Source organism: Stenotrophomonas sp. PS02289, assembly GCF_029960115.1.
Taxonomy (GTDB): Bacteria; Pseudomonadota; Gammaproteobacteria; order Xanthomonadales; family Xanthomonadaceae; genus Stenotrophomonas.
Genome location: NZ_JASCOZ010000051.1, coordinates 14,843 through 26,950, shown reverse-complemented (window position 1 = coordinate 26,950; position 12,108 = coordinate 14,843). Strand labels below are relative to the sequence as shown.

At 66.8% G+C, this 12,108-nt stretch carries 14 protein-coding genes; 7 read left to right on the top strand and 7 right to left on the bottom strand.

Translation table 11 applies throughout. The annotated features are described in order from the left end of the window. Positions 1–101: 101 nt before the first annotated feature. The 4 genes from QMX83_RS09440 to QMX83_RS09425 form a co-directional block, all read right to left on the bottom strand. Complete coding sequence (locus QMX83_RS09440; protein WP_282296367.1) at positions 102–698, bottom strand: HutD family protein; 597 nt, start codon at positions 696–698, stop codon at positions 102–104. A gap of 25 nt (positions 699–723) precedes the next feature. Next, a complete protein-coding gene (locus QMX83_RS09435; RefSeq protein WP_282296366.1) occupies positions 724–1,461 on the bottom strand; it encodes a murein L,D-transpeptidase catalytic domain family protein in 738 nt (245 codons plus the stop codon). Between the two features lie 2 nt (positions 1,462–1,463). Further along, on the bottom strand, positions 1,464–2,468 hold the full coding sequence (locus QMX83_RS09430) for a L,D-transpeptidase (RefSeq protein WP_282296370.1): 1,005 nt from the start codon (positions 2,466–2,468) through the stop codon (positions 1,464–1,466). A 405-nt stretch (positions 2,469–2,873) separates the two neighbouring features. Further along, positions 2,874–3,077, bottom strand: coding sequence for a helix-hairpin-helix domain-containing protein (locus QMX83_RS09425; protein ID WP_282296369.1), 204 nt, complete (start codon positions 3,075–3,077; stop codon positions 2,874–2,876). A gap of 327 nt (positions 3,078–3,404) precedes the next feature. On the opposite strand from QMX83_RS09425, the gene QMX83_RS09420 reads away from it, so the two are divergent. The 4 genes from QMX83_RS09420 to murU all read left to right on the top strand — a co-directional run bounded on the left by QMX83_RS09420 (position 3,405) and on the right by murU (position 6,981). Continuing rightward, a complete protein-coding gene (locus tag QMX83_RS09420; RefSeq protein ID WP_282296365.1) occupies positions 3,405–4,898 on the top strand; it encodes a M20 family metallopeptidase in 1,494 nt (497 codons plus the stop codon). An 86-nt stretch (positions 4,899–4,984) separates the two neighbouring features. Then, positions 4,985–5,257 carry a GlsB/YeaQ/YmgE family stress response membrane protein gene (locus tag QMX83_RS09415; protein ID WP_125360652.1) on the top strand — a complete coding sequence of 91 codons (273 nt, stop codon included), beginning with the start codon at positions 4,985–4,987 and terminating at the stop codon, positions 5,255–5,257. 21 nt (positions 5,258–5,278) lie between these two features. Further along, positions 5,279–6,283, top strand: a complete 1,005-nt coding sequence (locus QMX83_RS09410) for a phosphotransferase (protein WP_282296364.1) — start codon at positions 5,279–5,281, stop codon at positions 6,281–6,283. Beyond that, positions 6,280–6,981, top strand: a complete 702-nt coding sequence (gene murU, locus QMX83_RS09405; protein ID WP_282296363.1) for an N-acetylmuramate alpha-1-phosphate uridylyltransferase MurU — start codon at positions 6,280–6,282, stop codon at positions 6,979–6,981. The genes QMX83_RS09410 and murU overlap by 4 nt, the downstream gene beginning before the upstream one ends. Positions 6,982–7,071: 90 nt before the next feature. Here the strand turns inward: murU and hda are convergent, their stop codons facing one another. Genes hda through QMX83_RS09390 form a run of 3 tightly spaced genes read right to left on the bottom strand, consistent with a single transcriptional unit; the run spans position 7,072 to position 10,078 of the window. Next, positions 7,072–7,776: a DnaA regulatory inactivator Hda gene (hda, locus tag QMX83_RS09400; protein WP_282296368.1), complete on the bottom strand. Its 705-nt coding sequence runs from the start codon at positions 7,774–7,776 to the stop codon at positions 7,072–7,074. 2 nt (positions 7,777–7,778) lie between these two features. Then, positions 7,779–8,945, bottom strand: a complete 1,167-nt coding sequence (locus QMX83_RS09395; RefSeq protein WP_282296362.1) for an AI-2E family transporter — start codon at positions 8,943–8,945, stop codon at positions 7,779–7,781. Beyond that, positions 8,942–10,078, bottom strand: coding sequence for a DUF2066 domain-containing protein (locus tag QMX83_RS09390; RefSeq protein WP_282296361.1), 1,137 nt, complete (start codon positions 10,076–10,078; stop codon positions 8,942–8,944). The genes QMX83_RS09395 and QMX83_RS09390 overlap by 4 nt, the downstream gene beginning before the upstream one ends. Before the next feature lie 95 nt (positions 10,079–10,173). On the opposite strand from QMX83_RS09390, the gene purM reads away from it, so the two are divergent. From purM to QMX83_RS09375, 3 genes are read left to right on the top strand one after another with little or no spacing between them, the layout of a single operon-like run. Further along, on the top strand, positions 10,174–11,229 hold the full coding sequence (gene purM / locus QMX83_RS09385) for a phosphoribosylformylglycinamidine cyclo-ligase (RefSeq protein WP_282296360.1): 1,056 nt from the start codon (positions 10,174–10,176) through the stop codon (positions 11,227–11,229). Positions 11,230–11,247: 18 nt separating this feature from the next. Beyond that, a complete protein-coding gene (locus QMX83_RS09380; protein WP_282296359.1) occupies positions 11,248–11,649 on the top strand; it encodes a hypothetical protein in 402 nt (133 codons plus the stop codon). Next, on the top strand, positions 11,646–12,101 hold the full coding sequence (locus QMX83_RS09375) for a hypothetical protein (protein WP_282296358.1): 456 nt from the start codon (positions 11,646–11,648) through the stop codon (positions 12,099–12,101). The genes QMX83_RS09380 and QMX83_RS09375 overlap by 4 nt, the downstream gene beginning before the upstream one ends. The last annotated feature ends 7 nt before the right edge of the window (positions 12,102–12,108 follow it).

The window sequence follows — 12,108 nt, the reverse complement described above, 5'->3', positions numbered from 1 at the left end:
ACCCGCGTTGACCGGCGGGGGGGGGGGGGGGGGGTTTTTTTTTTTGCGGGCCCGGCCCCCCCCCCCCAACCCGGTATCCCGGCAGCGGGGCAAGCCCCGCTCTACGCGTCCACCCGGATCGCCAACAGCTCCCCGCCGCCGCTCAACGCATAGCGTCGACGCGCACCGGCGGCCAACCACGCGGTATCCCCGGCGGCCATCGGCGGCAATCCCGGCTCACCCTCAAACTCTGCTTGCCCGGCCAGCAGATGCACCGCCCACGCCGTGCCCGGCTCGGTAAAGAAGAACATGCTGCCGACCAGCGGCCGATGCAGCAGCTCGGCCTTCAGCGCATCACGCTTCCACATCAGGTTGAAGTCGTGAGTCACGCCATCGATCAACTCACCGGTGATGGCGTCCTCGCCGGCGAAGCGCAGCCGATCATGCGGGGGCAGCAAGGTGTGCACACGTCCATCGGCAAAGCGCAGACGCACGCCCTCCCCGCGCAGCAGCACCAGTTCGCGCTCCACCCCGGGGAACGCGGAGAACGCCGCGTCCTGTTCGATCTCGGCGATGGACAACCGCAGCTGCCAGTCGTCGTTGTCCGGCACGCGCAGGATCTCCCGGGTCCAGCCCAGGCCGTTGCGCCAGCGCTCGCGGCGGTACTCGAAGGACGGAATGACGCAGGTCGCTGCGCCCAGCACGGAGGATTCGCTCATGCGGCCATTGTGCCGCAGCGCGCGCTCAACCGGCGCGACCACCGCAATCGGGGGCCAGCAACCGCGAGTGTTCCAGCCACTCCTTGTCCGGGTAGTAGGCAAACACGAAAGCGCCGCCGCGCAGACTGTTGATCAGTGGTTTGGCCACCGTCAGGCGCACCGCCGGGCAGCCCAGGCTGCGGCCAAGCCGCCCCTGCAACTGCGCCACCGAAGGATTCACGTAAGGTGCGCCATGCATGACGATGGCGCGGTCGCGTGCGTTGTCGTTGAATCCCGGCTCCAGCCCGTCCAGGCGCAACGAGTAGCCATTGCCGCCCATGTAGGTTTCCTGCGCGGTGAAGCCGCCGAGGCTGGACATGAAACTGCCGTCACGGTTGGAGAAACGTTCGGTGCGGTTGCTACCGCTGTTGCGACCATGCGCCACCCATTCCTGGTACAGGAGTTTCTGCTGGGTGACATCGAACACCCACAACCGCTGTTCGGTGGAAGGGCGCGAGTAATCGATCACGGCGAGCCGCGTGGGATCGACCGCCGAATTGGGCTGGCGCAGGGCGCATTGCAGGGCTGTGGTGGCCAGTTGCAGGACCTTGCGGTCGGCCGCGGGGGCGGCGCGTGCGAGGGCCTCCGCCAGTAGAGCCGGGCTCTGCCCGGCTTTCGGCACCGCCTGGGCCGGCCAACGGCCGGCGCTACCGGGTTCGGCAGCGGCCGGTCCGGCCAATACCAGTCCGCTCAGCAACAACGACAAGGGCAGGCGCGAAGACATCCCTACAACGTGGGCGCGCCCGCGTCAGATTCCAACACCGGCTGCAGGTTCTGTTCATCCGCCACCGGGCGCACCGCCGGCAGGCTGGTCACCAGCAGCGTGGTACCGGGCACCAGCGCCTTGTACAGCTGCTCGGCGAAGGCCGGCGGCAATGCCATCGGCAGGCTGGGCGTGGCCAGCAGATCCGGGCTGGCATTGCCAGCGCTCTGGCCCAGCAATGGATAGGCGGTCCAGCGATGCAGTTTCTGGGTGGCATCCAACGGACTCGGCGTTTCGGCGAAGCCCTGCTGCATCACAAACAGCGTGGTGCCCTCGAAGGCCGGCAAGGCCTTGGCATGCAAGCGCGATTCGCCGATCAGCACGCCATCGCGCAGCACGTACAGGCGCTGGTCGTGCAGGCTGACCAGAATGCCGACCTGCCCGCTCGGTGCGGCCGCATCATTCCAGTAGTGGTCGGGCGCGTCGGTGGTTTCCGGCAACGGCTTGCCGATGCTGTTCACCGGGGCCAGCACCGCCGGATAGGCCAGGCTCATCGGCGCGCTCTTGGCGTCGGCCACCACCACGGTGTCGCCGCGCTTGGTTTCACCGAACAGCTTCTGCGCGAACGCCTGCGGCAGGCGCACACAGCCATGCGAGGCTGGATGACCCGGCAGGTTGCCGCCGTGCAGCGCGATGCCGTCCCAGGTCAGCCGCTGCATGTAAGGCATCGGCGCGCTGTTGTAGAGGTTGGACTTGTGATCCTTGTCCTTCTGCAGAATGGTGAACACCCCGGTGGGCGTTTCATGCCCCGGCTTGCCGGAGCTGATGGTGCTCAGACCGATGGCGATCCCGTTGCGGTACACGTAGGCACGCTGCTCATCCAGGCTGACCACCAGCACGATCGGACCGGCCGGGGAAATTTCGGGATGCCAGAGATATTCACCGGGTTTGAGGTCGGTCGGGCCGCGCGGCGATTCCGGCGTGACGGGTGCCGCGGCAAACGCCGGTACGGCGGCGAGCGCGAGCATTCCCAGCGAGGCGTTGATGAACGTGCGGCGTGCAATCATCGGGTCGATCCTTGAAGTCTGATGCCACGCTAGCATGCGCGTCTGAACGCAATGCAAAAAAATTGCCCGGCCACACTTCCTGTGTAGACCGGGCAATCAGGTACATCCGTGTCGGCTTCCCGCCTTCCCCCTGTGCATCCTGCCCAGAATGGGTGCCGGCCATGCTCCCTGCACTCGGCCGTATATCCGCCAATAAACCCTTCCCGGGTCTGGAACCATCCTCCGGATGGAACCGCGCCATTCCCTGGTCGCAGCGTCCGTGCGTGCCTCGTCCCTGCGGCTGTCGGGGCGATCGTGGCGTCCTGCCGCGATCACCGTTGACGGGCATCCTGCCTGTCGCGACCAATCCCCTTGTAATCCCCTACGTCAGCGCCTTGGTACGGGTGCCGGCACGTCCTGCCTGGACGGTGCCGCTGTGGGTGCCTGCCTGGTGCCCACCGTCATCCGCTGTCGGTTCCGTTCGACTGTTGCTGTCCCTATCCCCTTCACCCGGGTCAGATCCTCGACCCGCAGGAAGGGTCCGTGTTGGCGCCGGTATGTGACGATCGCCTGGGCCTTGACCGGCCCCACGTTCGTCAGTCCCTGTTCCAGCGCCACCGCATCGGCGGTATTGATGTTGACCCGCTCTGCCGTCCAGGCAGCGCCGCTCAACAACAACCCCAGCACGAGTGCGTTACACGATCTCCAAAGCCCCACCGTGTAGCTCCCTGTGGCCCGGCACCGGTAGCAACCGGCTTATCCCGTCGGTGCTGCGAGTGTGCCCCGCCACATGCAGCCATCCTATCGTCCACATTGCCTTCACACAGCCGGCCAAATACCCGATGTGGTGTAGGAAAATTCCTACACGGGTGGCAGGCGTAGAATGGGGGGACTAGACCCATGCATTCGGAGCTTCAGATGGACAGCGCCAAACTCGGCCAATACGTCAGTGACAAGTGGGACGACGAGATCGTCCCGCAATTGGTCGAATACATCCGCATTCCCAACAAATCGCCGATGTTCGACGCCAATTGGGTGGCCAATGGCTACATGGAACAGGCGGTCACCCTGATGGAAAACTGGGCCAAGGCCCAGAAGCTGCCGGGGCTGCAGGTGGAGGTGGTGCGCCTGGAAGGCCGCACGCCGCTGATCCTCCTGGAAATTCCGGCCACCGGCCCGGAAACCGGCGACGACACCATCCTGCTGTACGGCCACCTGGACAAGCAGCCGGAAATGACCGGCTGGGACGACGACCTGGGCCCCTGGGTGCCGGTGCTGCGTGGCGACAAGCTGTACGGTCGCGGCGGCGCGGATGACGGTTATGCCATCTTCGGTTCGCTGGCCGCCGTGCTGGCACTGCAGGAACAGGGCCTGCCGCACGCGCGCTGCGTGGTGCTCATCGAAGCCTGCGAAGAATCGGGCAGCTACGACCTGCCGGCCTACGTGGACCACCTGGCCGACCGCATCGGCAAGCCGTCGCTGGTGGTGTGCCTGGACTCGGGCTGCGCCAACTACGACCAGCTGTGGTGCACCACCTCGCTGCGCGGCCTGACCGGCGGCAACTTCTCGGTGAAGGTGCTCAACGAAGGCGTGCACTCCGGTGATGCCTCCGGCGTGGTGCCGTCCAGCTTCCGCCTGCTGCGCCAGCTGCTGTCGCGCATCGAAGACGAAAACACCGGTCGCATCCTGATCGACGGCATGCACGTCGAAATCCCGGCCGAGCGCCTGGAACAGGCCAAGCGCGCTGCGGAAGTGGTGGATACCGCGATCTTCGACAAGTTCCCGCTGGTGGACGGCCTCAAGCCGATGGCCGACGACCTGTCCGAGCTGGTGCTCAACCGCACCTGGCGTCCGGCGCTGTCGGTCACCGGCGTGGACGGCATGCCGCCGCTGGCCTCGGCCGGCAACGTGCTGCGTCCGCATACCGCCGTGAAGCTGTCGCTGCGCCTGCCGCCGACCGCCGACGGCAAGGCCTGTGGCGAACTGCTCAAGCAGGCCCTGCTGCGCGACCCGCCGAATGGCGCGGAAGTAAAGCTGGACCTGGAAAAGGCCTCGTCGGGCTGGAACGCTCCGGCCATGGCGCCGTGGCTGACCCAGGCCATCGATGACGCCAGCCAGACCTTCTTCGGCAAGCCGGCGATGTACATGGGCGAAGGCGGCTCGATTCCGTTCATGGGCATGCTCGGCGAGAAGTTCCCCGGTGCACAGTTCATGATCACCGGCGTGCTCGGCCCGCACTCCAACGCCCACGGCCCGAACGAGTTCCTGCACATCCCGATGGGCAAGCGGGTCACCGCCTGCGTGTCGAAGGTGATCAGCGAACACCATGCGGCCAGCCTGCGCGGCGAAACCAGTGGTTCGCCGGTGGCCGCCGACAGTGGTACCCGTCACGGCGGCCACGGCTGCTGCTGATACGCGATGAGGAGCCGGGCTGAGCCTGGCTCTACGGGACGCGGCCTTTTGATAGGCTGCGTCCATCTTCCGCAGGAAACCGCACGATGGACGGACTGTTCGGCAGCACCAGCTGGCTCTACATCATTCTGGTCGGTTTCTTCGTCGGCCTGTTCGGGCGTTTCTTCATGCCCGGCAACAACCGCATGGGTTGCCTGCTGACCATCGTGCTCGGCATCGTCGGCGCACTGGTCGCCGGCTGGTTCGGCCAATACATGGGCTGGTACGCCGCCGGCGAACCGGCTGGCTTCATCGGTGCCACCCTCGGTGCCATTGCCGTGCTCGCCGTGCTGCGCCTCTTCAGCGGCGGCAAGCGCTGACCCTTTCACTTCGCACTCTCCATGAACGATCCTGCTTCCGATCCGCAGCGCACCGCGCTGCGGCTGCACTGGGCCCGCTCCGCGCTGGCCGATGACACCACCCAGCTCGACCGCGCCTCGGTCGATGCCGGTTTCCGCAGCTACTGGCGTGCCACCAGCGCGCGCGGCAGCCATATCGTCATGGACTCGCCGCCCGGGCTGGAAGACGTGCGCCCGTGGCTGCGCATGCACGACCTGCTGGAACCGCACGGTGTGCGCGTGCCAAAGGTGCTGGCCCGCGATGAAGCGCAGGGTTTCCTGCTGCTGGAAGACCTCGGCGGCCCCACCCTCGCCCGCGCCATCTCCGACGAAACTGCCGATGCGTGGTTCGACGCGGCGTTCGATCAGCTGATCCGGCTGCAGTCGATTCCCGTACCCGACGACTTCGGCGTCTTCGGCGAAGCCCTGCTGCAGCGCGATGCCGGCCTCTTCGACGAATGGTTCCTGCAGCGTCATCTCGGCCTGCAGTTGGACTGCGGCGAAGTCGAAGCCCTGCAGCTGGCCCAGCGCCGGTTGATGGACAACGCCCTGCAACAACCGCAGGTGCTGACGCATCGCGACTTCATGCCGCGCAACCTGATGCCGGTGGACGGCGGCCCGGCCGTCCTCGATTTCCAGGACCTGGTACGCGGCCCCATCGCCTACGACCCGGTCAGCCTGTTCAAGGATGCCTTCCTGAGCTGGCCACTGGAGCGTGTGGATGCGTGGCTCGCCCGTTATCACGCCAAAGCGCTGGCCGCTGGCTTACCCGTGCGACCCTGGCCGCAGTTCCTGCGTGATGCCGACTGGATGGGCATCCAGCGCCACCTGAAGATCCTCGGCATCTTCGTGCGTCTGCGTGATCGCGACGGCAAGGGTCACTACTTCGAAGACGCGCCACGCTTCATCCAGTACCTGGACGAAGTGCTGCCGCGCCACCCCGAACTGGCCGGTCTGCAGCAACTGCTGCAGGAACGCATCAAGCCCGCCATGGCCGAACGCGCATGAAGGCGATCATCTTCTCCGCCGGCAAGGGCGAGCGCATGCGTCCGCTCACCCTTCACACGCCCAAGCCGCTGCTGGTGGCCGGTGGCAAGCCGCTGATCGTGTGGCATCTCGAACGCCTCGCCGCTGCCGGCATTGATGAGGTGGTGATCAACACCTCGTGGCTGGGCGATCAGTTCAAACCCGCGCTCGGCGATGGCAGTCGCTGGGGAGTGAAGCTGCACTACATTGACGAAGGCCCGGTGCCGCTGGAAACCGGTGGCGGCATTCTCAATGCCTTGCCGGTGCTCGGCGATGCCCCCTTCCTCGTCGTCAACGGCGACGTCTGGACGGATGTGGATTTCGCAGCGCTGCCGAAACAGCCGCATGGCGATGCGCATCTGGTGCTGGTCGACAATCCGGTCCAGCACCCGCGTGGTGATTTCGTCCTGCAACCCGACGGACAGGTCAGCAATGAGGGCGATGCGCCTCGGCTGACGTATGCCGGAGTCGGCGTCTATTGCCCGGCGATCATTGAGGGATGGCGCGCAGTGATTGGGGATACCGAGGGAGCCGCTGCCCAGCCGCCGCAGTTTGGGTTGGCGCCGTTGATGCGGCATGCGATGTCGCGTGGGCGCGTGAGCGGACAGCACCATCGCGGCAAATGGACGGATGTGGGCACGCCAGAGCGTCTGGCGGCCTTGGACGCCGAATTGGGGTGATGTTGGTCACGGACCGCTTGGGCCGGCCAACGGCCGGCGCTACCGGTGTTCCCATGGCCACCGACACATAGTCGGGGGCCGTACGCGCAATCACAGCCGCGCAGCTCCGTCCTCGACGACCTGCCGCAGGAACGGCACGGTGATGCGGCGTTGCGCCGCCATCGATTCGCGGTCCAGCCAGTCCAGCAGGCTCACCAGGCTGCCCAGTTCGCGACCGGTGCGGGTCAGCAGCCATTCGATCGAGGCCTCGTCGATGCTCAGTCCGCGTCGCACCGCGCGCTCGCGCAGCACTGCGGCGCGGCCCTCGTCGTCCAGCGGCTGCAGTACCACCCGCACGCACTGCTGCAGGCGTGAGCGCAGGTCCGGCAACACCAGCCCCAGCAGGTCCGGCGCATGCTGCGCCGTGTACATCAGGGTGATGCCCGTCGTGCGCGCCCGGTTGTGGAAATCGAACAGCGCCACCTCGTCCTCGCGGTTGCCCGCGATCGCGTCCAGCCCGTCCAGGGTGACCAGGTCGCGCCCTTCCAGCGACTCCAGTGCCGCCCGCACGCGTCCCGCCACCGCCTTCAGCGGCAGATAGGTCGGCTGCCGCCCCGCCTGCTGCGCCAGCGAACACATCGCCAGCGCCTGGTGGGTCTTGCCCGTGCCCGCCGCGCCTTCCAGGTACACCCAGTCGTGTGCCGCCCCCACTGCAATCGCGCGCAGCTGCGCCAGCGCGCCGTCCGGCGCGCCGATGAAGGTTTCCAGGCGCTCGTCCTGCGGGTAGCGCAGGGCAAGCGGCAGCTGCGGCACCATGCTCACTTCAGGTCGGGGTCCTTCGGCACCACGATCGTGTCCGCGCGGCGGTCGATGTACGAATCCAGCGCGATCGCCGTCTCGCCCACATACAGCTCGCTCTCGCGGTAGCGCTGGTGTGCATAGCGCAGCAGCACGTTGCTCACCGCCGCCACCGGCAGCGCCAGCAGCATGCCCAGGAAGCCGAACAACTGGCCACCGGCCATCACCGCGAAAATCACCGCGACCGGATGCAGACCGATCTTGTCACCCACGATGCGCGGGGTCAGCACATAGCTTTCCAGCAGCTGGCCCACGGTGAACACCACGCCCACCAGGATCAGCAGCTTCAGATCAAAGCCCTGCGACTGCACCAGCGCCGCCACCACCGCCATCACGATGCCGGTCGTCGCGCCCAGGTACGGAATGAAACTGATCAGACCCGCCACCAGGCCGATCAGCAGACCCAGCTTCAGGCCCACCAGCGACAGGCCCGCCGCGTAGATCACACCCAGCGCGATCATCACCAGGAACTGGCCGCGGATGAACGCGCCCAGCACTTCGTTGGATTCACGCGCCAGCTTGCTGATCGTGCCGATGTGGTTGCGCGGAATGGTCGAGGCCACCCGCTCCACCAGCTTGTCCCAGTCGCGCAGGAAATAGAACGCCAGGATCGGCAGCAGCAGGATGTTGACCACCCAGGTCACCATCGCAAAGCCCGAGCGCGACACATAACCGAAGAAGGTCTTGGCGAAGCCGCCGGCCTGCTGCCAGTGGCTGCGCACCCAGTCGATCAGCCGGTCCGGGTCCATCCACTGCATGACTTCCAGCCCGGTCTTCTGCTCGAACCACGGAATGCCGGTCTGCATCAGCCAGGCCTGCGCCTGCGGAACGGCGGTGATCAAGGTGGCGATCTGGCGCTCGATCATCGGCACCAGGATCAGCAGCAGCGCGGTGATCACCAGCACCATCGCCACGAACACCAGCACCACGCCGGTGTTGCGCGAGCGGCCGGTGGCCTCGATCCGGTCGACCAGCGGGTCGCCCAGCCAGGCCAGCGCCAGCGCCAGCACGAACGGGGTCAGGATCGGGGCCAGCAGCGCGATCACCCAGCCGATGGCCAGGGCCAGCAGGACATATTTGACGCGTCGCAGGAACTGGGCGATCTCGGCTTCCGGTGTCAGGATCATCGCAGGCGGTACTCGTTGCTGGCGGGGGGCGGCGGCAGGGTGCCGGCATCGTTCTCGTCAATCGGCACCGGCAGCGGAGCCAGCGGCACGATCACGCCGTTCTCGCCCAGCATGCGGTTCAGGCCGGACAGGCCGGTGGTCATGTCCAGTGCCAGTTCCAGGCGGTTGCCCGAAGCCCGCAGCGGCGTGATGTTGCGCACCACCGGGTTCTCACGCAGGCCGGCCGCCAGGCGCATGTAGTCCTCGGCGCTGTCCAGGCCGATCACTGCAATCGTGTAGGTACCGGCCGCACCCGTCGCCGCGCCTGCCTTGGCGTAGCGCTTCACCAGCGCGTCGGCGGTGCCATCTGCACCACCGGCCATCGCACGGCGGGCGTCGGAATCCTTGGTGGTCCACTTGTTCAGCTCACGGCCGCCGTCCACGAACACCCAGTCGGCGATCCAGCCGCCGGCCTTGTCGCGGTACAGCTTGCCCACCAACTGCATCGGCGGGGCATAGCGGGCCGAGGCGCGCGCCACCGAAGCGGTGTCCTGGCGCCAGATGGCCCCGACCAGCGCCTGTTCAGCCGCGCTGCCGGTCGGCAGGCCCAGCTTGTAGCCGCGTTCCACGGCGCGGTTCAGCAGCGGGCGGGCGGCGTTGGCCTGCTGCACCGTCACCAGACGCGGGCCGCTGCCATCGTCGATGGCCAGCCAGATCACCGGCTTGGGTCGCGGCTGCGGCCACAGCGGCAGGCCCAGCGCGGAAATCAGTCCATCCACGTCGTCCTGGCGGAACCGGGCCACCAGCATGGTGCGGTAGCTCGGCGCGCCCGTGGCCGAGGTGCTCTGGTCCTGGCGGTAGTCATAGCTTTCCACGTAGTCCTTGGCCCCGCGCAGCGCCTGCACCACGCCGGGGCGGGTCATCACGCTGCGGTCGCCCGACAGCTTGGCCAGCACGTTGCCCAGCGCGCGCGCGAGGGCCCCGGTGCGGTCAGCATCGGACTGGCTGTTGACCGGTACTTCGGCCTCGTAGGCCCCGGTGGCACTGGCCACGTCGCCTTCGGTGCGCATGCCGCTCTGGGCCATCGTGGCCACTGGCAGGCACAGCGCGAGGAACATCGTGAGAATGAGGCTGCGGCGCATCAGGTCTTCCATTGAGCGTATCCGGGGGGAATTGTTGCCCGAATAGGGCCTGCGCGCCAACGTGGCCTGTTAAAATCCCGCTTTCACTCCAGCGCAGCCCGACGCCCGTGACCCAGACCCCGTCTTCCCCCGCCCCCCTCACCTACCGCGACGCCGGCGTCGACATCGACGCGGGCAACGAACTGGTCGAGCGGATCAAGCCCTTGGTGAAGCGCAGTTTCCGGCCCGAAGTGATGGGCGGCCTGGGCGGGTTCGGCGCGCTGTTCGACCTGTCCAACAAGTACCGCGAGCCGGTGCTGGTGTCCGGCACCGACGGCGTCGGCACCAAGCTGAAGCTGGCCCACCAGCTGAACCGCCACGATACGATCGGCATCGATCTGGTCGCCATGTGCGTCAACGACGTGCTGGTGCAGGGTGCCGAGCCGCTGTTCTTCCTGGACTATTTCGCCACCGGCAAGCTGGACATCGACACCGCCGCAGCGGTCGTGGGCGGTATCGCCAACGGCTGCACCGAGGCCGGCTGCGCCCTGATCGGCGGCGAAACCGCTGAAATGCCCGACATGTATGCCCCCGGCGAATACGACCTGGCCGGCTTCACCGTGGCCGCGGTCGAAAAGAGCGAGCTGAAGGACGGAGCCAGCGTGACCGCCGGCGACGTGCTGATCGGCATCGCCTCCTCCGGCCCGCACTCCAATGGCTACTCGCTGGTCCGCCGCATCTATGACCGCGCCGGCCGCCCGGCCGACCTGGAGCTGGAAGGCGGGGTCAAGCTGGTGGACGCGCTGATGGCCCCGACCCGCCTGTACGTCAAGCCGATCCTGTCGTTGCTGAAGTCGCACGGCGCCGCCATCCATGGCATGGCCCACATCACCGGTGGCGGCCTGACCGAGAACATCATCCGCGTGGTGCCCGAAGGCCTCGGCCTGGACATCCAGGCCTCGTCCTGGACCCTGCCGCCGGTGTTCCAGTGGCTGCAGAAGGAAGGCGCGGTCGCCGACAGTGAAATGTGGCGCACCTTCAACTGCGGCATCGGCTTCGTGCTGATCGTCCCCGCCGACCAGGCCGACGCCGTGTCCGCTGCCGTCAAGGCACAGGGCCTGGACCACTGGACCATCGGTCAGGTGGTACCGGCCACCGGTGCCGAGCGCGTGCACATCGGCTGAGCCGCGAAGGAGAACTGCATGGATGCTTCGATACCTCCGCTTCCCAAGTCCCCCGATGTTCCTTCGGCTACATCGGGGGTACCGCGCTGGCTGCCCTGGGTGAATTTTGGCGCGGGTGCGCTGTGCCTGCTGTGGATGATCCCGTCGTGGTTCATCGTCAACGGGATGTTTGCCGACCTGCCTGCCGAAGTGCAGCCACCGGCCGTGTTGACCTACCTGCTCACCGCGATTCCGGGCGTTGCTGGACTCGCGCTCCTCTTCGCTGGCGTATGCCTGGCTCGCCGCCAAGGCTACGTGCTCTGCCTGCTGGCAAGCGCCGCCACGTTGCTGGGGGGACCTGTGCTGATTGTAGGCCTGCTCAACATCATTCAACTGACACGGCCGCCGGTGAAAGCCGCGTTCGGACGGAGCCCCTCATGAGCCATCAGCCCCCGTCCCTTCCAAGCCTGAGCGTGGAAGACGCCAACCACCTGCGATTGCTGTCGATCTTCCATTACGTAGTCGGTGGCATTACCGCGCTGTTCTCGTTGTTTCCGCTGATCCATGTGGCCATCGGCATCGGTGTGATCACCGGCGCGATGCCGATGAACGATTCCAACGGCAACCCAGCCGAAGATGGGCGCATGGTCGGCTGGGTGTTCGTGGCCCTCGGCGGGTTGTTCATTCTGGCTGGTCTGACCCTCGCCGCTTTCACCGTGTATGCCGGACGCTGCCTGTCCGCGCGTCGTCGCCATACCTTGTGCCTGGTGGTGGCCGCATTCCTGTGCATGTTCATGCCCTTCGGCACGGTGCTGGGTGTGTTCACCCTGGTCGTACTGCTGCGGCCTTCGGTGAAAGCCGCGTTCGACGCTCCTGCTTCCGTTCACTCCTGAGATCGCC